The 19896-nt window shown below is 34.3% G+C and carries 20 protein-coding genes and 1 other annotated feature; of the genes, 2 read left to right on the forward strand and 18 right to left on the reverse strand.

Features of this window, described 5'->3' with window-relative positions; translation table 11 throughout:
- Window positions 1-53 precede the first annotated feature (53 nt).
- Window positions 54-443 carry a hypothetical protein gene (locus NQ499_RS07705; protein WP_006504369.1) on the reverse strand — a complete coding sequence of 130 codons (390 nt, stop codon included), beginning with the start codon at window positions 441-443 and terminating at the stop codon, window positions 54-56.
- A gap of 146 nt (window positions 444-589) precedes the next feature.
- A complete protein-coding gene (locus NQ499_RS07710; protein WP_006504370.1) occupies window positions 590-1123 on the reverse strand; it encodes a hypothetical protein in 534 nt (177 codons plus the stop codon).
- 253 nt (window positions 1124-1376) lie between these two features.
- Between NQ499_RS07710 and NQ499_RS07715 the strand changes: the two genes are divergently transcribed.
- Together NQ499_RS07715 and NQ499_RS07720 are read left to right on the forward strand one after the other, a co-directional pair.
- Complete coding sequence (locus NQ499_RS07715; RefSeq protein ID WP_006507027.1) at window positions 1377-1805, forward strand: HTH domain-containing protein; 429 nt, start codon at window positions 1377-1379, stop codon at window positions 1803-1805.
- Between the two features lie 14 nt (window positions 1806-1819).
- On the forward strand, window positions 1820-2854 hold the full coding sequence (locus tag NQ499_RS07720; RefSeq protein WP_006507026.1) for an IS3 family transposase: 1035 nt from the start codon (window positions 1820-1822) through the stop codon (window positions 2852-2854).
- Here the strand turns inward: NQ499_RS07720 and NQ499_RS07725 are convergent.
- The 16 genes from NQ499_RS07725 to NQ499_RS07800 form a co-directional block, all read right to left on the reverse strand.
- Complete coding sequence (locus NQ499_RS07725; protein WP_006507025.1) at window positions 2804-3175, reverse strand: hypothetical protein; 372 nt, start codon at window positions 3173-3175, stop codon at window positions 2804-2806. The genes NQ499_RS07720 and NQ499_RS07725 overlap by 51 nt on opposite strands.
- A gap of 131 nt (window positions 3176-3306) precedes the next feature.
- Window positions 3307-4380, reverse strand: coding sequence for a M24 family metallopeptidase (locus NQ499_RS07730; protein ID WP_006504988.1), 1074 nt, complete (start codon window positions 4378-4380; stop codon window positions 3307-3309).
- Window positions 4358-6124 (reverse strand): aspartate--tRNA ligase, encoded by a 1767-nt coding sequence (gene aspS / locus NQ499_RS07735; protein ID WP_040389693.1) that lies wholly within the window; start codon window positions 6122-6124, stop codon window positions 4358-4360. Before aspS ends, NQ499_RS07730 begins: the two co-directional genes overlap by 23 nt.
- Window positions 6117-7397 carry a histidine--tRNA ligase gene (gene hisS, locus NQ499_RS07740; protein WP_040389694.1) on the reverse strand — a complete coding sequence of 427 codons (1281 nt, stop codon included), beginning with the start codon at window positions 7395-7397 and terminating at the stop codon, window positions 6117-6119. The genes aspS and hisS overlap by 8 nt, the downstream gene beginning before the upstream one ends.
- A gap of 37 nt (window positions 7398-7434) precedes the next feature.
- Window positions 7435-7622 (reverse strand) — a binding site (T-box leader).
- Window positions 7623-7659: 37 nt separating this feature from the next.
- A complete protein-coding gene (locus NQ499_RS07745) occupies window positions 7660-9876 on the reverse strand; it encodes a RelA/SpoT family protein (protein WP_006504991.1) in 2217 nt (738 codons plus the stop codon).
- Window positions 9877-10105: 229 nt separating this feature from the next.
- Window positions 10106-11719, reverse strand: coding sequence for a hypothetical protein (locus NQ499_RS07750; RefSeq protein ID WP_259848471.1), 1614 nt, complete (start codon window positions 11717-11719; stop codon window positions 10106-10108).
- A 276-nt stretch (window positions 11720-11995) separates the two neighbouring features.
- Entirely contained in the window at window positions 11996-12178 is a 183-nt protein-coding gene (locus NQ499_RS07755; RefSeq protein WP_006505712.1) for a hypothetical protein, read from the reverse strand.
- Window positions 12179-12442: 264 nt separating this feature from the next.
- Window positions 12443-12955: an adenine phosphoribosyltransferase gene (locus tag NQ499_RS07760; RefSeq protein ID WP_040389871.1), complete on the reverse strand. Its 513-nt coding sequence runs from the start codon at window positions 12953-12955 to the stop codon at window positions 12443-12445.
- A gap of 91 nt (window positions 12956-13046) precedes the next feature.
- On the reverse strand, window positions 13047-14660 hold the full coding sequence (gene recJ / locus NQ499_RS07765) for a single-stranded-DNA-specific exonuclease RecJ (RefSeq protein ID WP_006505710.1): 1614 nt from the start codon (window positions 14658-14660) through the stop codon (window positions 13047-13049).
- Window positions 14661-14775: 115 nt separating this feature from the next.
- On the reverse strand, window positions 14776-15063 hold the full coding sequence (locus NQ499_RS07770; RefSeq protein WP_006505709.1) for a post-transcriptional regulator: 288 nt from the start codon (window positions 15061-15063) through the stop codon (window positions 14776-14778).
- 63 nt (window positions 15064-15126) lie between these two features.
- A complete protein-coding gene (locus NQ499_RS07775; RefSeq protein WP_006505708.1) occupies window positions 15127-15942 on the reverse strand; it encodes a metal ABC transporter permease in 816 nt (271 codons plus the stop codon).
- Complete coding sequence (locus tag NQ499_RS07780; RefSeq protein ID WP_006505707.1) at window positions 15942-16592, reverse strand: metal ABC transporter ATP-binding protein; 651 nt, start codon at window positions 16590-16592, stop codon at window positions 15942-15944. Before NQ499_RS07780 ends, NQ499_RS07775 begins: the two co-directional genes overlap by 1 nt.
- On the reverse strand, window positions 16589-17524 hold the full coding sequence (locus tag NQ499_RS07785; RefSeq protein ID WP_006505706.1) for a metal ABC transporter substrate-binding protein: 936 nt from the start codon (window positions 17522-17524) through the stop codon (window positions 16589-16591). The genes NQ499_RS07780 and NQ499_RS07785 overlap by 4 nt, the downstream gene beginning before the upstream one ends.
- Window positions 17517-17927 carry a Fur family transcriptional regulator gene (locus NQ499_RS07790; RefSeq protein ID WP_040389869.1) on the reverse strand — a complete coding sequence of 137 codons (411 nt, stop codon included), beginning with the start codon at window positions 17925-17927 and terminating at the stop codon, window positions 17517-17519. The genes NQ499_RS07785 and NQ499_RS07790 overlap by 8 nt, the downstream gene beginning before the upstream one ends.
- Window positions 17928-18030: 103 nt before the next feature.
- Window positions 18031-19149 (reverse strand): aminotransferase class I/II-fold pyridoxal phosphate-dependent enzyme, encoded by a 1119-nt coding sequence (locus NQ499_RS07795; RefSeq protein ID WP_006505704.1) that lies wholly within the window; start codon window positions 19147-19149, stop codon window positions 18031-18033.
- A 21-nt stretch (window positions 19150-19170) separates the two neighbouring features.
- Entirely contained in the window at window positions 19171-19896 is a 726-nt protein-coding gene (locus NQ499_RS07800; protein WP_040389876.1) for an amino acid ABC transporter ATP-binding protein, read from the reverse strand.

The raw sequence follows: 19896 nt of genomic DNA on the forward strand, positions 1-19896 counted from the left end.
TCTGATTTATATCATAACACAAAAAAGGGTCTGAAAAAATCCAGACCCCCATATTACACAATTTCTACAATTGTTCTTTCTATCGTAATAGAAGGATTCCCATCAAAATCATTCAATATATCTTTACCATCATCTATCATATTCAATGAATTATGTCCTTTATGGATTTCAATTTCCATTGAAAACCAACAATCCTGTTTTTCAAAACAGATTTCAAAATTTTTAAAGCAGAAGACAATAGCTTTCGTTTCCCACATATCATAATTTTTAGAAAAAGTATGATCATTGACTAGAATAACTTTCTGTACTGCCTCATCAATATATGTTTCTTTGATATCATTATTAAACCTTGATTCTACTGCTGTCCAATTGGATGTAGAAATACTTAGTATTGTTGCTTCACCATCTAACCCAAAATAATCTAACGCCTCATAATTGTTCACTAATTCAAATACCTGTCACAGAATCTGTAACGATGAAATCTGCATGCTTGTATGTTAAGAAAGTTTTTCCTATCAATAATTTGATCAACTCTGTGTCAAACCTGAAATCATATTGTTTCATTATTATTTTCCTTTTCAAAAAGATACTAAATCTTGTTACGAGCTAATCTTATCATATTTTCATCTAATGTCGTACGTGGATTCTCCAAATTATATTTTTTAGCCCAATCTTTATAATGCTGATCCATATATTCCTTCAATTCATTAATCGATTTTGTTTTGAATAAATCAATAAGATTCACATCATCAATAACCTTGATGGTTTCATCTAATTTCAAGATAAATTGAGATGCATTCTCAAGATCAAGACTTTCAAATAAGTAAGTATTCGTAGTAGTCACAACATTCAAATCGACATAATAATTAAAATAAATACTAAACACTCCCGCATTACGATGTGCCATGAACCCTTTCGTCCCATCTTTCAAAAATCCAACAGAGGGATTATAGATTCTATTAATAGGTAAAATCTTAATGCCTGTAATACTGCTTAAAGGAATTAAAACATCTTCTTTCAATCCATCTTTAAAAACTAATTCATTTTCTTCTAACAGAAGTTGCGGAACATTATCAGATATACCATTAATTAAAAATTGTGCTTGTCTACGATTATTCTTCATTGTATAACGCCTCCTTATATTCAATACATAATCATACACAACCTTTCTATAACAAATTATATATATAATATATCGATGTATTCAACTCATTTCACTTTTTCAATAAATCTTTCAACACGTAAAAAAAGGACAGCTAGAATCTAAAATGGACCCTGTAAAAAGGACACGATAAAAAAGGATATTTATTTCGTGACCCTGTTTTACAGGGTTTTTATTTTGCATAGTATAATGATTATAGAATGGTGGTGTTATTATGGGAGTAAACTATTTTAGTGATGAACAAGTAAAGGAACTCGAAAAGAATCCATATGTAAAGAAAGTATCTATCAAAAGCATAACCTATTCAGAAAAATTCAAAGAACTCTTCTGGATTGATTTACAGAAAGGCATGATGCCTGGAAACATATTTAGAAAGTATGGATTTGATCCTCATATGTTAGGATCTAGTCGAACTCTCAAGTTCACAGATCGTGTAAGGAAAGAAGCAGCAAGGGAAGAAGGATTCAAGGATACCAGAGGCACAAAATCCGGAAGACCTTCTACAAAGAATCTTACCATTGAGGAACAGCTAGAAAGGCTTAAGCAGAAAAATAAAATTCTCCAGCAGGAGAACGATTTTTTAAAAAGAGTGAGATTTATCAACAGAAAGCAAATATTAAAACTGCAGAAGGGCAAACAATAAGAGAAAAATATAAAATGATAGATAGAACTCTTGAATCACCTAGTAATAATCTGAGTGTCTCAGCATTATGTGATACTGCAGGTGTTTCAAGAAGTGGGTTCTATTCATGGAAGAAACGAAAAGGTTCCATAAGCGAAAAAGAAGAACAAGACCGTAAGGATTTTGAACTGATTTTAGAAGCATACAGGTTCAAAGGATATGACAAGGGCAGACGTGGTATTCATATGCGTCTTCTTCACATGGGCATTGTGATGAACCATAAAAAGATTTCAAGACTGATGAAGAAATACGGACTATTCTGTCCAATAAGAAAAGCCAATCCTGCAAGAAGAATGGCTAAGGCAATGAAAACATCAAATTATGCAGATAATATTCTAAACAGACACTTCGAGGAATATGGTCCTGGATATGTGCTTGAAACAGATATTACTTATCTATTCTACGGTCACAAAAGATCTAAAGCCTATCTATCGGTGATAAAGGATGGATTTACAAAGCAGATTCTTGCATATGTATTATCACCGTCTTTAGAAGTAGACTTTGTCCTGGAGACAATCAATCAGCTTTACAGTAAACATAAGCATAATATTCACACTGATGCTTTGATACACAGTGATCAGGGTGTGCATTATACAAGTGTCAAGTTTATTGACTTACTCAAGAGCCTGGAAATCAGACAGTCAATGTCAAGAAGAGGAAACTGCTGGGACAACGCTCCCCAGGAATCCTTCTTCGGACATATGAAAGATGAGATAGGTAGATATACAGAGAATGCCTGCTCATATGAAGAACTAAAGGAAATAATAGATTCCTATATGGTTTATTACAACAATGATCGTTATCAGTACAATCTGGCCAAACTTTCACCAAATGAATATTTTGAATATTATATAACTGGTGAATACCCACTAATTCATGTCGCAAAGGAGCCTGATGAATATAAGGAAAAATTCAGACAGATAAGAAATAATCTTGATAGAAACTCAACGCTCGAGAAATTAGTAGCTATCCTTCAAAGAATAACTCATTTCAAACAGTCCATCAGGTAGTCTGCGTAAATGACTTCTGATTATATCTATATCATTATTACTTAATGATGCAAAGCCAAAATCATCCATCTTAGTGAATATAACAGTGCCATTAAAATAACCGTCAGCATCATCTGGAAATGATCTGTAAACAATAGTATGACCAGTATCATATACACTTAAATCCTTTACAAGAAGATAGACTGATGGATCATCATCAAATATATAATCTCGGTAGTCAAATACACCAAGTTCATTTCTTATGACTTCCTTCATTCTATCTGTTTCCAATACACATAAAACTCCATCTTTAATAATTACATATTTACATAGTTTACACATAAAAATATCCTCCTGGTTAATTACACCTAGAGGATATCTTTATTTCTAATCATTTTTAAGCGCCTTTTTATTTAATGTCCTTGACTCGGGGTCCACATTAATCTACATCCTAACTATCCTTTCTACATTAATTATTCAATGATTGTTAATTCCTTTGGATAACTATTTAATACCTTACAACCATCTTCAGTGACCATAACTAAGTCTTCAATACGAACTCCAAAATCACCCTGTAAATAAACACCAGGTTCAATTGAGAAGATCATACCAGGCTTTGCGATAATATCACTCACAGAAGATACATCACCAAATTCATGGACATCTTTACCAATGAAATGACCTAAACGATGATTGAATTCTTTACCATAACCTGCTTCAGTAATGATATTTCTTGCGACTGCATCAATTTCAGATAATTTCATACCTGGCTTGATGGCAGCTTCAGCTGCTTCATTTGCCTTTAATACAAGATTGTATACTTCTTTCTGCTTTTGGGATACTTCTTTATAGAAGAATGTTCTTGTCATATCAGAACAATATCCTTTATAGATACATCCCATATCAACGATAATAGAATCTCCTGGCTTTAAACGGCTATCATCGCATGAATGATGAGGATTCGCCCCATTGGCACCATAACCCATGATTGGACTAAATGAATGACCTGATGCACCTAATGACTTGTAATAAGCAAGTAATGCTTCATCCATTTCAATTTCAGTCTTATCTGTTGCAAGTAATCTTTTTACTTCAGCCATTGCTGTATCATTCATTTCACTTGCTTTAAACATAAGTGCCTTTTCTTCATCATCCTTCTGCATTCTTACTTCATCCACGCATAGTGATCCTAAGACATATTGAGCGTTGACGCTATCCTGTACAGGAATCAAGAAACGTGCTGGCATATTCTTATCTACACCAATCACCTTTGCATCCTTTAAATAATCTGCAAGTAATGCTGGAGCATTATCTGTATCATCAAACCAAGTAATAGGCATACCTAAGTCTTCTTCTACATAGAATAAGTTATTGAAGAATAACTGATGATTTCCCTTTGAAGAAACAACCATGACATACATTCTTTCACCAGGATGATTGACATAATCCAATAAATAATCGATAGAAACAGGGTCAGTGACTAATAAATAGTCAATGCCTCTTTCTTCCATCTTTTCTAATACTTTATTTATTCTCTTCTGATTCATATTCAGTAACCTCAATTCCTAAGTCCTTTAACTGATCATTATCTACTGGTGTAGGTGCTTTTGACATTGGACAAGTTGCACTTGTATTCTTAGGGAAGGCAATAACGTCTCTTAAAGAATCACATCCACAAAGTAACATTGCGAAACGGTCTAATCCCAATGCAAATCCAGCATGTGGTGGTGCACCATATCTAAATGCATCCACAAACCAGCCAAACTGTGCATCAATTCTTTCCTGTGTGAATCCTAAAGCCTTGAAGGCACGATCCTGTAATTCCTCTTCATAGATTCTCTGAGATCCGCCACCAAGTTCGAAACCGTTTAAGACGATATCATAAGCATCTGCTAAGCAGTTTGCTGGATCTGTATCAATCTTATCTAGATCAGAATCCTTTGGACGAGTGAATGGATGGTGCATTGCATAGTATCTTCCATCTTCTTCAGAATATTCAAACATTGGGAAATCAACAACCCATAAGAAGTTGAATTGACGAGGATCATATAACTTTAATTCTTTACCTAAATGATTTCTGATTGCTGCAAGAGCATCACATACAACCATATAATGAGTATCACTCACAAATAGTAATAAATCTCCTACCTCAGCATTCATCTTTTCTAATAAGGCACTCATCTGTTCTTCAGTAAAGAATTTTGCGATAGGACCAGATACACCCTTATCAGTCACTTTTAACCAAGCAAGACCTTTAGCCTTATATTTCTTAGCAAGTTCAGTTAAAGCATCAATCTTCTTACGTGAATAGTTATCTGCTTCACCCTTGACATTAAGACCTTTTACATGTCCTCCTGCTTCAAGTGCACTCTTGAATACCACAAAGTCAACATCCTTCACTGTTTCATTTAAATTAACGAGTTTCAAATCAAAACGTGTATCAGGCTTATCGATACCATAAGTTTCCATCGCATCATGCCAAGTCATTCTTGGGAATGGTAACTGAACATCAATGTTCATAACATCCTTCATAACCTTCTTGATTAAGCCTTCACCAATACCAATTACCTGATCCGTATTCATGAAACTCATTTCTACGTCCACCTGAGTGAATTCTGGCTGACGGTCAGCACGTAAGTCTTCATCACGGAAACATCTAGCAATCTGATAATAACGTTCAAAACCAGCTACCATTAATAACTGCTTAAATAACTGTGGAGACTGTGGTAATGCATAAAATGAACCATTATGTACACGTGAAGGTACTAAGAAGTCTCTTGCACCTTCTGGTGTAGATTTATTTAAATAAGGTGTTTCAATTTCTACGAATTCTTCACTATCTAAATATTCATGAATAGCTCTGACAATCTTAGCACGTCTCATGATGTTCTTCTGAAGAGCTGGACGTCTTAAATCAAGATAACGATATTTCATTCTTGTTTCTTCTAAGGCATCCGTTTCATCCGCAATAATCATAGGAGTAGTCGCAGCCTTATTAACAATCTTTACTTCTTCAGCCTGGATTTCAATATCACCAGTTGGCATATCTGGATTCTTAGAGCTTCTTTCTACGACAGTCCCTTTGATATCAAGAATATATTCGTTCTTAACATCCTTTAACTGTTCATTGAATGATTCATCAAAGATCACCTGTGTAATACCATGACGGTCTCTTAAGTCTACAAAGACTAAAGCACCTAAGTTTCTCTTTTTAGCTACCCAGCCAATAAGTTCTACTTTTTTATTGACATCAGTAATTCTTAGTTCTCCATTGTTGTGAGTTCTATTCATGTTCATGATCTCCTTCATAATGATTTTCAATATAACTTAAGATATCTTCTAATTTAACTTCACTCTGTTCTTTAGAATGATTGCAGCGGATATTTACATATTCACCCTTTACTTCATCTTCACCAATAATAATAGAAAGATGTGCACCAAAACGGTCGCTAGACTTGAACTGTCCTTTTAAGCCTCTACCTGCATAATCCATATCACAAGTAAAGCCGTTTGCTCTAAGCATTGTAATGATCTGCATTGCTAAATCTCTTGCTTCATCACCTAATGGCATAACATAAACATCAATACCATTTTCTTCATCTTCTTCATCATCTAATGCAAGCATGAGTCTTTCCATACCAAATGCAAAGCCTACACCAGGAGTCGCAGGACCTCCAAGTTCTTCAACAAGACCATTGTAGCGTCCTCCACCACCAACAGTAGAACCAGCTCCTAACTTTGGATCATCACTGATGATTTCAAATACTGTATGAGAATAGTAGTCTAATCCTCTTACTAAATTCGTATCTACAACATATTCGATTTCTAAATCATCTAATAAACTGCAGACTTTATCGAAATGTGCTTTCGCTTTTTCACTTAAATAATCAATTGTACGAGGCGCAGAAGTCATGATTGGATTCTTCGCATCGACTTTACAATCTAGAATTCTTAATGGGTTCTTTTCAAAACGAGCCTGGCAGTCTTCACATAAATCATTAAGCACAGGTCTGAAATGATCCTTTAAAGCTTCTCTATAAGCAGTTCTTGATTCATCATCACCTAATGAGTTGATATGAAGCTTAATATTCTTAATACCAAGTGCTTCTACAATTGTCACTGCCATCAACATACATTCAACATCTACGTATGGTGATTCTACACCTAACATTTCTACACCGAACTGGTGGAACTGTCTCTGTCTACCATTTTGTGGACGTTCATATCTAAACATTGGTCCCATATAGTAAACCTTCTGTAGCTTTTCAGGTAAAGCATACATCTTATCTTCTACATAAGCTCTTGCAATACCTGCAGTTCCTTCTGGTCTTAAAGTAAGAGAACGATCTCCCTTATCCTTAAATGTATACATTTCTTTAGTCACTACATCTGTAGTATCACCAACTGCTCGGCTAAATAGTTCTGTGTGCTCAAAGATTGGTGTACGCATTTCTTTTACGTTGTAATTTGCGGCAACAGTTCTTAATAGCTGTTCCATTTCAATCCATTTTTCTGAATTTTCAGGGGTAATATCTACTGTCCCTCTTGGTCTATTGTATTTCATAGGTTCCTCCTTTTTAAACAATAAAAAACGTCCTTAATCTAAGGACGTTAATACGCGGTACCACCTTAGTTCATGAATAAATCATGCACTTTATTTAGTTATAACGTTACCAACGTGCTTTTTTAAAGCATTCTCCAAAGTGTCCCATAACTTCTCATTAGTCATTTCCACCAGCCATGACCTCTCTATCAATGTCCATTATTTAATCTTCTTCACTGAATATAAGGTGATTATAAATCAAAAGTATATTTAATTCAAGTCACTAATGAATTACACGGCGAATTTCTGCAACACCCTGTACTTTATTCATGTTATCAATTGTATTCTGTAAGATTTCTGCATTCTCTACAGATAACGTTAAACGAATATGAGCATCTAAATCCATGATATTCGCATTAATCTTAAGAATATTCACTTTTACCTGACTTAAGCATGTCACAATATCACTTAATAAATTAGGACGATCTAATCCAACGACTTCTAGATCCACATTAAAGCGCTTCTGTTCAATATTAGGATAATCCCAATAAACATCAATCAAACGTCCTTTAGCAACACTCTTGACATTTGGACAATCCGCACGATGAATCTTGATACCCTGTCCTTTAGATACGAAACCAACAATCTTATCACCAGGAATAGGATTACAGCATTTAGATAACTGCATCTTTAATCCATCTACACCAGTGACTGCTACACCAATACTTTTTTCATGTTTCTTATTTAATTCCTGAATATTGTTGTTGTGGCGAAGGATTTGAGACAAGTTGTCAAAGAATCCTCTCTTTTGTGGAGCCACCTTATCTAAAAGTGTAGAAGCAGTCGCATGCTTCTTACCTAATGCGAAAAGTACATCATCAAATGTATTGGCACCAAATGAGCCAAGATATGTTCTATAAGTATCTGGACTCATATAAGTCTTCTCATCAAGCTGTCTTGCTCGGATTTCATCCCTAAGAAGTCTTCTTCCTTCTTCAATAATCTGTTTTTTATTTTCTTCTTCATGTTTTGTGATATATTGACGAATCTTATTACGAGCACCCGCTGTTCTTACAAACTTCAGCCAGCCTTCACTTGGACTAGAATTCTTGTTGGTCTTGATTTCTACAATATCACCTGTTTTTAATTTGGTATCAAAAGGAACCATAACACCATTCACAATTGCCCCAACCGCATGATGTCCAACTTCTGTATGGACACGATAAGCAAAGTCAATCGGTGTAGACCCATTTGGTAATTCTACAATACGACCTGCAGGTGTTAAAGCATAAACATTGGCTTCAAAGATATCACGTTGTAACGTATTATAATAATCTTTGGCCTCATTATCCTTCATTTCATCACTTACAGTAATGAACTCACTCATCCACTGAAGCTTTTCTCCAATTTCCTTCTGTTCCTGTTTCGCATTATACTTCTTGCCTTCTTTATAACGCCAATGAGATGCAACCCCTCTTTCAGCGAGTTCATCCATCTCTTCAGTACGAATCTGGATTTCAAATACATAGCCTTTTTCACCAATAACAGATGTATGTAATGACTGATACATATTAGGCTTAGGCATGGCAATATAATCCTTAAAACGTCCAGGAATCGCACGATACTTTTCATGCATAATACCTAATACTTCATAACATTCATTCTTAGTTTCTACAATAATACGCAAAGCATTTAAATCATAGATTTCATCAAAACGCTTATGCTTATAAACCATCTTTTTATAGATAGAATAAATATGCTTTGCACGACCCTTAATACGATATTTGATATTTGTACCTTCAAGATTCTTTTCCACTGACTTAATCATTGCATCAACTGAATCTTTTCTTTCACTCTTCTTCTTATCAAGGAGCGCAGCAATTTCTTTATAAGCCTTTGGATCAAGATAGAATAAACATAAATCTTCTAATTCAACTCGAATATCATTAATACCTAAACGATGCGCTATTGGTGCATAGACTTCCAGTGTTTCTCTAGAAATACGCTGCTGCTTTTCAGGGCTCATATATTGAAGCGTACGCATATTATGAAGTCTATCAGCTAATTTAATCAAGATAACTCGAATATCCTTGGCCATCGCAATATAAATCTTACGATGATTTTCAGCATGGAAATCACTTTCTTCCATATAAGGCATCTTAGTGATCTTAGTAACACCCTCTACTAGTGTAGTGACTTCTTCACCAAATTTTTCAATCATTTCTTCTCGAGGCACATCACAATCTTCCATGACATCATGAAGAAGTCCTGCTGCAATAGTAATTGGTCCAGTCTGTAATGTTGCAAGAATATAAGCAACCCAGATCAAATGAATTGTATAAGGTTCACCACTTTTTCTTTTCTGTTCCTTGTGCTTCACCATGATAAAATCATAAGCCTTCTGGATCAGAGCCAAGCTTTCTTCTTTTGTGATATATGTCTTAACAAGAGCAAGGACGTCGTCGTAACTCATTGGGTCCCCTGCGCCTTTATATTTCATAATAACACCCCCTCATATATTACCTCAATTCTGACTACTCCCACGGGCAAGTCCGTGGGGTTCTTACTGTCAAGTTTAGCTTGTAATCGTACATCATTTTCAGACTTTGGAATACAAGTGTAAATCTATTTAAGTAAGAACTTCTATTACCAAGCAGTCCAACGACCACATTAACGGTAAATTTCTATCTTGCGATATGGAAGTATAATCAATCTCCCTGATGTTTATTTTATGCTATTTTGATTCCACTATTCAATACTTTGATTCTATTAATTTTAATTCTTTTAATTAAGGCTTCTTCCTTACTGTAACACTCTTCAAATTCTGAAATACATCTGTCTCTATCTATATTCTTAGTCCTGCAATCATAGCAGTACAGCAGAAATGATGAATACCAGTCTCTTTGTACTAGAGTTCCATCTGCCAGATGATACATCCTGTCAGATAATTTCTTCTTTATGTAATCATCTGCTATATGGTCATATTGTGATGCTCTATAATCATTGGGCACTTCTATATATGTACCACCTGTGCTCTTGAACTTTTCTTCTACAGTAGCCTGAAAACCAGAAGGGCACCTATTCTTTATGGACTTGCCAAAACGTTTCTTCTTATTAAACTTACCCCTGCTATTAACAGTAGTTTCCTTGGCTCTTTTCATAAGATTACCTGCATTTCTGGGTTCTGTTATAAATACATCACCAAGACTCCTTAAATGATTAGCATCTTCGTTTATAGCAAACTGTCTATTTATCGCATTAATACGATATAATTCAGAATGTTTTTCTTTTAGTTTCTTATAATGATTGGAATATCTCCAAGTTTTGCGGCCTTTTTTAATTGTACCATCTTCATTATAATTCTGAGGATTAGTTGCTCGTCTTGACCTGTCCATAGCACGATAATATAGTCTTTCTAATCGTTCAGATTTTTGAATACTTCTGCCTCGCTCTGAAAGATTTTTAAGTCCTACTTCTGTAGTGGAAGTATAGGCAACTGTCTGTGTTCCTATATCAGCACCGATCATTCCTCTGCCATATTTATGTCTTGGATTGCCGAATCTATCATATTTAGGTTTTGCCCTACCTTCGATGGTTAAATGTAGATATACTCTGTATTTACCGCGAATTAATTTTGGTACAAGAGTAGCATAGCATGGTCTATATGTATCAATACAGTACGCTTCATCCATGAATGTCTGCACAGCCTTATTATTCATGATCTCAGGTTCAGCAAGATAATCCAATATTGCATTCACTTCATCTGTCTGAAATCTATCATTGATCTTTATTCCAAATACAGTCCTGCCAAGTTTGAATTGTAGCTTATTATCCTTGACGAATACAGGGATACCACGATTTATCTGTTTTGCCCTTATACAGGGCAGGTCTCCGTATTTAGAAAAATGTAAGATATTACCATTACCATATAAACATTTTTCCATGCCACGCCAAATATCTTCAGCTTTAGTAAGGGCAAAGATCGCATCTATATTATACTTCTTACCGATATATATCATTGATTTTCTACAAAAATCCCAGGTAACATCATACTGCTTTTGCATTTCATTGAGCTGTCCAGCAAAATATTTACGTTTTTTCTTGTCTTTCGTAGAACCATATAATTTAAGCAGTTTACGATACCTCTTGGTACGCATAAGCTGGTCATAATTCTTTCTCATTAGACCTACAAGTTCGTTATCTGCTTTTCTGATCTTATCTGAAAGCTTTACAACTTTTTGTATATCAGAAGAAGACATATCAGTTTCAGCAGCTAAAATATGTCTATCAGAAAGCTTATGAAATTGTTTTAGAGCCTTTTTGTATTCTTCGTCACTTATCATCTTTTTATTCCTCGATATACTTGATTACTGCAGCTTCGCTTATGCGTTCTGCAGTTGAGACAAAATACCCTCCTGACCATAAAGCTCCACATCCTGCGTAGAACTTTTTAGCTGTGGATACACTTTAAATAATTCGATAGCGCTGATACTTTTAAGAGTTCTAGCCACATCGCATAAGGAGCAACAGTCTGTGGCACATCTACGAAAATCTGAATTTAGGACACTATATGATATTGTATTAGATATCTACAATGTGAAGCACTGCGATATTTTTCTTCACTCATCACCTTGCTCTTTAAGCTGATATTTTCCCTGAATGCCTCTACGCATAAGATCAAGAAATGTAATAGTCTCGCCTTTCTCAACAGAATAGATACGTGCAAGGTTTTCAAGTCCTATTTTCCACTCCACAAGAATAGATATGTTTACTTGAACATTATTTGATTTTGGTCTTCCCATTGATTAAAAAGTCTTTTCTATTTTTATACATACATTATATATTTACTCTGTGGAAACCTTAAGTAAAAATTATGTGGCTTTCATCCCATAGGCAAGCCTATGGGTTTTTCGCCTCAATTATAACATAGTTTCCTAATAACAAAAAGAGACTAAGAATGGAATGATACAAATATCACTTCACTAATTCTGATATTTCCTATTTATTTGTGTTAATCACAAATATAAATTCATTTAAATAAAAAACTCCAAAAAAGGAGTTTTCTATTAGTATTTAACCTGAGAATAAATATTGTATTTACTTAATTTTTCAGTTGCTTTTAATTCTTCTAGTTCAATAACGAATTCCATACCAACAACTTCTCCACCCATTTCTTCAATAAGTGCAGCAGCTGCTTCTACAGTTCCACCAGTAGCAAGTAAATCATCAACGATCAATACTTTCATACCTGGCTTGATGCTGTCTTTATGCATGAAGATTTCATTTGATCCATATTCTAGATCATACTTCTTGCTCACTGTTTCTCTTGGTAATTTTCCGGGCTTTCTGATTGGTACAAAACCACATCCTAATTCTAAAGCCACTGGACATCCAAAGATGAATCCTCTTGATTCAGGTCCAACAACGATGTCAGCGCCTAAATCCTTTGCATGTGCTGCTAAATCATCAATACAAGCTTTGAATGCATCCTTGTCTTCTAATAAAGGTGTTACATCTCTAAAAATAATTCCTTCTTTTGGAAATCCTGGAATAGATGCAATATGCTGTTTAAAATCCATAACGATTCCTCCTATACAATACATTATTATATCATTACAAAATGATGAATACAGTACAAATTCAAAAATAAATCCTTACAGATCACATAAATTATAAGATTTCTTCTACAATAAAGTTAATTGACTTATTTCCTCTAAAAACATTGATAGATAAAGTACCCACCAAAGTCATAGACTCTTTATGTACAACTTCCTCATACTTCTGTCCCTTATTAAAAGCCAAGGCAGAAACCTGTTCATCGCCTAAATGGAATTTCAAATGTTTACCTTCAGACAAACGGTCTACTCTACTACACGTAACATCTTCCAGAATAAAGAGTGGTGCTTTATTTTCTTCACCATAAGGAGCAAGTAAACTTAAAGTTTCTACATTATGAATAGTCGTATCATCAAGAGTAATAGGAATCACTGATTCACTCACTTCAAAATGACAGCCCTGTAAATCATTGACAAGAGCATCATAGACTAAAGGATAGTTTGACTTTGTGATAGTGAAACCACCTGCCATCGCATGACCACCATATTGTACAAAGAGATCTTCATGATGCTTAAAGAAATCATAGATGTTAAAACCATCAATTCCTCTCGCACTTCCCTTATATATTTCTTTTTTAGAATCATAATGCATGACAAAAGCAGGCTGTTCATATTCTCTGGCGTACTTACCAGCTACAAGTCCCACTAATCCTTCATGCATATCTTCTGATCCATAGAATAAGCAAGGTGAGGTAGTATCAGTTACTGCTTCCTTATATAAGGAAGTCGTCATGGATTGTCTCTTAGAATTCACTTTAGATGCATAATTTGATACCTTTTCTAAGTAGGCAGGATTTGTCCCTTTTAAAAAGTACTTTACTAAGCATACCGGATTTACGAGTTCAGGTAAACGGCCAAAGGCATTAATACGAGGCGCTATTGTAAAACCAATGGTTGTCACATCATAGTCTCTACTTCCTTTTAACAGTTCTAATGCCGGGTATTTATATTGTTTCATGAATTGTAAGCCACGTTTTACCAAGCTTCTATTTTCATCCAATAATGGCATCATATCAGATAGAGTTGTAATAGCTGCTAAAGTAAATAAATAGGGATCATGATGTTTTAAAAGAGCGGCTGCAAGCTTATAAGCTATAAAGCCACCACATATTTCTTTAAAAGGATAACGAGGTGACATCTTTGTATGAATAATAGAATAAGCTACAGGTACTTCAGCATCAAATGTATGATGATCAGTTATAATCACATCAATACCAAGCTCTCCTGCTTTTTCTACTGCATCAAATGCCTTGATTCCATTATCTACAGTAATAATCAAAGAATAGCCCTTTTCTGCCATCTGTTCTACGCGAGTTGTATTAAGGCCATAACCATCTGTAAAGCGATTTGGAATATGATAGCCTACTTCTACACCTCGTTCATGAAAAGCCTGTACAAGAATAGTTGTCGCAAGAATACCATCACAATCATAATCTCCATAAATGCAGATTTTTTCTTTATTCTCTATGGCCTCTTCAATACGCTCGAGTGTTTCGTCAGATTCTTCAAACAAAGAGAAATCATGATATATAAGATGAGGATCCATAAAGGCTTCAAATTGTTTTTGATCTAATTTTTTACTTTCTATTACTTTAGCCATTAAAGAATTGACACCATATTTCTGCATAATTTCTTCTGTATGGCTTAATTGTATTGTTTTATATTTCATAACTAACCTCTTCAAAATTAACTACCTTACATATTAATAAATATAGGCATAAAAGTCAAAATAAGTGTTCTAATCAAAAAGTGGCTTTTAAGCCACCTTTATTTGAAATAATGAGTTATTTCATGATCAGACTTTGAAAGTCTGCTAAGTTTTTAGTTTCTGCTTCCTTAATGACTTTAGCTTGTAGATATTCAAAAATTGTTGAGAACTGCAAAGACATAATATCATCAATCATATCACAAAAAGAAAGGGATACTTTGTTTCTCCATGTGACATTTCTTAGGTAATCTTCAATATCTTGTGCAACAATCTTTTCTACGCCATCCCTCTGAAATTCATACGCTTTAGAACGAAGGATAAATACAACTTCATCAGGAAGCGGCTTTGATAAATCGATTTCCATATTCTTACGCTCCCACGAGTAAACATTATATAAGAATTATAAGATAATGAAAAGCCTTAATTACTATTTTGTACTGACATTATGTATTAGCTGTGTCATACATAAAACACCGAGATTCACAATGACAATAGAAGCACCTGTTGGAGCCGCATAGAGATAAGAAATAGATAAACCAATAATAAAACAAATAGAAGAAAGGATGGCCGATGAAATAACAACATGTTTGAAATCCTTGCAGAAATACATGGATGTAAGACAAGGGAAGATTGTCAAACTTGAAATAAGTAATGCGCCCATCATACGCATACCAAGTACAATTGTCAATGAGCAAAGTATCGCAATAATGATGTTGTAGAATTCTACGTTAATACCTGTACTTTTCGCAAAGTCTTCATCAAAAGTCAAAGCAAACATCTTGTGATAAGAGAAGACATAGAGTATTAATACAACCAAAGACAATACAATACTAATTATCATATCCTGATTATTGAGTGAGAGGATACTACCAAATAAGTAGTTATTGATATCTGTGTTGACACCACTTGTGAGTGAGATAGCCATGATTCCAATAGCAAGTGAACTCGATGATAAAACTGCAATCGCTCCATCACCATGAATATGATGATTGTTGTTGAGTTTAAGAATAGCCACTGCCGCAATAATTGCGACTGGCACAGCTAAATAAAGTGGTGCTACGCCAAGTACTGTTGCAATCGCAAAGCTACCAAAAGAAACATGGGATAACCCGTCACTAATCATCGCATTCTTTCTAAGTACTAGGTTTACACCGAGCATTGCTGCACATAATGAAATGAGTAAACCGACAATAAATGCACGAAGAATAAATGTATAGTTGAACATATGGAGTAATGGACTCATTATTTTACTTCCTCCATTCTATAGTTATCCTTATCTAGATGAAGAATTTTGTTACCAATGACTTCATGTGAGGCTAAATCATGAGTAATCATAATAATAGTGAGACCTTTTTGATGAAGTTCTTTTAAGACAGCATAAAATTCTTCTTTAGAATCATAATCCAAATTATTAGAAGGTTCATCTAGAACAAGACATTCTCTTGTTGCGCAGAGGGCTCTCGCAAGTAGGACCTTCTGTCTTTGTCCTCCTGATAATTCTCCAAAAGAACTGTTTTTTAAATTCTCTATATGTAGTGTCTTTAAACATTCTACTGCAAGTTTCTTCTCTTTATTGTTAAAGAATGGTCGATAACCAACTCTATTTAATGCACCAGATAATACTATTTCATATACAGAGGCAGGAAAGTGGCGATCTACCTTAGTTTCCTGAGGCATATAACCTATTTCTCTTTCATTCATATAATATGTGATCTGTCCTGCCATAGGTTTGATAAGACCAAGTAGCCCCTTAATAAGGGTACTTTTACCTGCACCATTTTGTCCTAATACGGTAATAAAATCACCTTGTTGTATATCAAAAGATAAATCATTGATCACTTCTTGATTGTCATAACCTAAATGTAAATGTTCCACTTTTATAAGTGTCTTCATTGAAGTGCCTCCTTTACTGCCTTTACGTTTTTACGCATGATTGAAACATATGTTTCACCATTATTAAAATCTTCTGCACTCACATTATGCATGCTTTGAATAGTGAGTATTTTTGTACCTGTTTCTTCAGAAATCGTACGTGCTATCTGTCCATTGGATAATTCAATTTTAAATATAGCAGGGTTGTGATCCCTCTTGACCTTATCGATGAGGTATGAAATTGTTGCAGCACTTGGTTCGGTCTGTTCAGAACATCCTGGAAATGCTGCACTATATGTAAGACCATATTCTTTCGCAAAATAGAGCAAAGGAAAACGATCTCCTACAACTATATCTTTTCTTTTCGCATTTTTAACTACTTGTTTAAATGAATAATCAACAGACGCAATCTGTTCAATATAGTTTTCAGTATTCTTATTAAACTTTGAAGCATGATTTTTGTCCAAAGCACACATTCTTTTATTTAATCCTTCGACAATCTCCATTGTATTTTTAGGACTTGTCCAGACATGTTCATCATATTCTTCTTCATGTTCATCATGTTCTTCATGTTTTTCTTCTTCCATCCCTTCAACATGCTCTTCATGTTGAAGATGAGATACAAGATCCAACATTTTAACTATTCTTTTAGAATCCATATCGGCTAGCAAGCTATCTACCCAATCATCTGATTCTCCTCCTACATAAAAGAATAAATCACTCTCTTTAATAGCAACCATATCCTGTGGTGTTGGTTCATAGGAATGAGAATCCATTCCTGGTTTAATAAGCATCTTTATAGAGATATCTGGATCATTTTTAGTAATTGCACGAACAAAATCATAACAAGGAAAATTAGTGACAACAATATTGAATGATTTCTTTTTAGTTTCTGTTGTACAACCTGTCATCAATAATAAAGAGAGAATCAATAAACCAATCCTTTTAAGCATGAGTAGTCTCCCTGCAATCTTTACATAATCCTACAATTGTAGAATCCTTACAATCAATCTCAAAGCCATGATCTTCTAGTAAATGAGTACGAATGATATCCATCAAATCACATTCTAAATGAGTTATTTTCCCACATTTCTTGCATAATAAATGAAGATGATGATTGCACTTTTCTTCTCTGGCATATTGATAATACACACTGTCTTCATCTGAAAGTGTATGCTTTTGTAATAATCCCTGCTGTGATAATTTATCTAAATTACGATAAACTGTCACAAGATTCACATTTAATCCTTTATCAACTAATGCTTGATAGATATCCTTAGCACATAAACGATGATCTTCATTCTGCTTCATATAGTCAATAATAACATCTTTATATTTAGTACGATATTGTTTCATAGAATACCTCCGATGCAAATGATTTGCATATTGTATTATAATGATTCTCATTTCTATGTCAATGAATATGCAAATGATTTGCATATAATAAAAAAAGAAGCAATTAATCTGCTTCTTTAATATGCGAATGAATCCAGGAAGAAAATGTTTCTAATCCTTCCTTGATTATTTTTGAATCTGAAGTAAAACCAAAGCGTAAATGGTATTCCTTATTAAATGCCATACCTGGCACAAAGAATACACCTGTGTCATTCTGTAATTTCTCACATACTTCTTTTGAGGGCATATCAAATAAATAATGTAAGAAACATACAGTACCATCTTCTGGTATGACACATTCAACAAGGTCTTCTTTTTCAAGCCATTCTTTTAATATTCTCTTGTTTTCAGCAATGATATGTCTGCTTCTATCAAGTATTAAATCCTTATTTTCTAATACAACAGTAGCCAAATAATCATTCCATGGACCCGTAGAGATTATTGTATAATCTCTTCTAAAATTGATTTCATCAATGAGTTCTTTAGGTCCCTTGATCCAGCCTAATCTAAGACCTGCAAAAGAGTAGACTTTAGATAAAGAGGCTGTCGCAATACCTAATTCATACATATCAGAAATACTATCACATAGAGTATTATTCATACCACGATAGATTTCATCCACAAGAATATAGATAGAATGACTTCTTGCAAGCTCAATTAATTCTTCCATCAAAGATTGTCTAATTACAGTACCCGTAGGATTATTAGGACTATTTAATATAAACATCTTTGTTTCAGGCTTAATAAGCTTCTTAAAATCTTCTATGACAGGTTCCCAGTTATTGTCTTCATCAAGTTCTATTAAGTCATAATCACATCCTAAAGATGCTGGATAAGAATAGAACTGCTCATAGGAAGGTGTTAATGCAATGATATGGTCTCCTTTATTGAGTAAAGTATCCATTACATGTTCATTGGCATTAATTGCCCCATGAGCGACTGCAATATTATCTCTTGTTCCTGTCTTATATAAAGAAAGAATCGCATCCTTTAAAGAATCTGAGCCTGTAATAGGTCCATAATCCATACGCATATGCATAAGATCTCCCATAAGATCTTTTTGAATCAGAGATTCTAATTCATGAATGGACATATCTGATACACATGTATCGGCTAAATTGTATTGACAATTTTGTTCATGGTTCGTCATCCATGTTTCTACATCAAATTCCTTTAAATACACGTCTTCTTTCTCCTTTATTTATTAATGCATAACCTTAGATAAGAAATCTTTCGCTCTTTCACTTTCTGGATGAGAGAAGAAAGTTTCTGAATCATTTTCTTCTACGATTTTTCCGTTTTCTAAGAATACAACACGATCTGCAACAGTTCTAGCAAATCCCATTTCATGAGTCACAACCATCATAGTCATACCCTGTTTAGCAAGATCCTGCATAACTTCTAATACTTCGATAACCATTTCTGGGTCTAATGCACTTGTAGGTTCATCAAATAACATCACTTCTGGATTTAGACAAAGAGATCTTGCAATAGCCACTCTCTGTTTCTGACCACCAGATAATTTATTAGGATAAGTATCCTTCTTATCTTCAAGACCTACTTTCTGCAAGTACTTGATAGCTACAGCATTAGCTTCTTCTTCAGTCATACCCATAACCTTTAATGGTGCTAAAGTAAGATTTTCTAATACAGTCATATTAGGGAATAAGTTGAAATGCTGGAATACAAATCCCATCTTTCCTCTAAGTTTAGTATATTCAGGTGTTCCTTCTTTTAAGAGTTCACCATCAATATAGATAGAACCTGCCTCAGGCTTTTCTAAATGGTCAATACATCTTAATACTGTACTTTTACCACTACCTGAAGGTCCAATAAGGCAGACAATTTCACCCTTCTTTAATGTAAGAGAAACATCATCTACAGCTTTTAATTTACCAAATTTTTTTGTAATGTGATCCACCTGGATCAT

Source organism: Catenibacterium mitsuokai (genome assembly GCF_025148785.1).
GTDB lineage: Bacteria > Bacillota_I > Bacilli_A > Erysipelotrichales > Coprobacillaceae > Catenibacterium > Catenibacterium mitsuoka.

Coding starts and splice junctions, on each gene's coding strand:
- NQ499_RS07775 (WP_006505708.1), bottom strand. CDS start 15,942: ATGAGTCCATTACTCCATATGTTCAACTATACATTTATTCTTCGTGCA.
- NQ499_RS07800 (WP_040389876.1), bottom strand. CDS start 19,896: ATGATCCAGGTGGATCACATTACAAAAAAATTTGGTAAATTAAAAGCT.
- NQ499_RS07770 (WP_006505709.1), bottom strand. CDS start 15,063: ATGGAAATCGATTTATCAAAGCCGCTTCCTGATGAAGTTGTATTTATC.
- NQ499_RS07780 (WP_006505707.1), bottom strand. CDS start 16,592: ATGAAGACACTTATAAAAGTGGAACATTTACATTTAGGTTATGACAAT.
- NQ499_RS07785 (WP_006505706.1), bottom strand. CDS start 17,524: ATGCTTAAAAGGATTGGTTTATTGATTCTCTCTTTATTATTGATGACA.
- aspS (WP_040389693.1), bottom strand. CDS start 6,124: ATGAATAGAACTCACAACAATGGAGAACTAAGAATTACTGATGTCAAT.
- NQ499_RS07745 (WP_006504991.1), bottom strand. CDS start 9,876: ATGAAATATAAAGGCGCAGGGGACCCAATGAGTTACGACGACGTCCTT.
- NQ499_RS07715 (WP_006507027.1), top strand. CDS start 1,377: ATGGGAGTAAACTATTTTAGTGATGAACAAGTAAAGGAACTCGAAAAG.
- NQ499_RS07725 (WP_006507025.1), bottom strand. CDS start 3,175: ATGTGTAAACTATGTAAATATGTAATTATTAAAGATGGAGTTTTATGT.
- recJ (WP_006505710.1), bottom strand. CDS start 14,660: ATGAAATATAAAACAATACAATTAAGCCATACAGAAGAAATTATGCAG.
- NQ499_RS07710 (WP_006504370.1), bottom strand. CDS start 1,123: ATGAAGAATAATCGTAGACAAGCACAATTTTTAATTAATGGTATATCT.
- NQ499_RS07750 (WP_259848471.1), bottom strand. CDS start 11,719: ATGATAAGTGACGAAGAATACAAAAAGGCTCTAAAACAATTTCATAAG.
- NQ499_RS07730 (WP_006504988.1), bottom strand. CDS start 4,380: ATGAATCAGAAGAGAATAAATAAAGTATTAGAAAAGATGGAAGAAAGA.
- NQ499_RS07790 (WP_040389869.1), bottom strand. CDS start 17,927: ATGAAACAATATCGTACTAAATATAAAGATGTTATTATTGACTATATG.
- NQ499_RS07755 (WP_006505712.1), bottom strand. CDS start 12,178: ATGGGAAGACCAAAATCAAATAATGTTCAAGTAAACATATCTATTCTT.
- NQ499_RS07720 (WP_006507026.1), top strand. CDS start 1,820: ATGATAGATAGAACTCTTGAATCACCTAGTAATAATCTGAGTGTCTCA.
- hisS (WP_040389694.1), bottom strand. CDS start 7,397: ATGAAATACAATAGACCAAGAGGGACAGTAGATATTACCCCTGAAAAT.
- NQ499_RS07760 (WP_040389871.1), bottom strand. CDS start 12,955: ATGGATTTTAAACAGCATATTGCATCTATTCCAGGATTTCCAAAAGAA.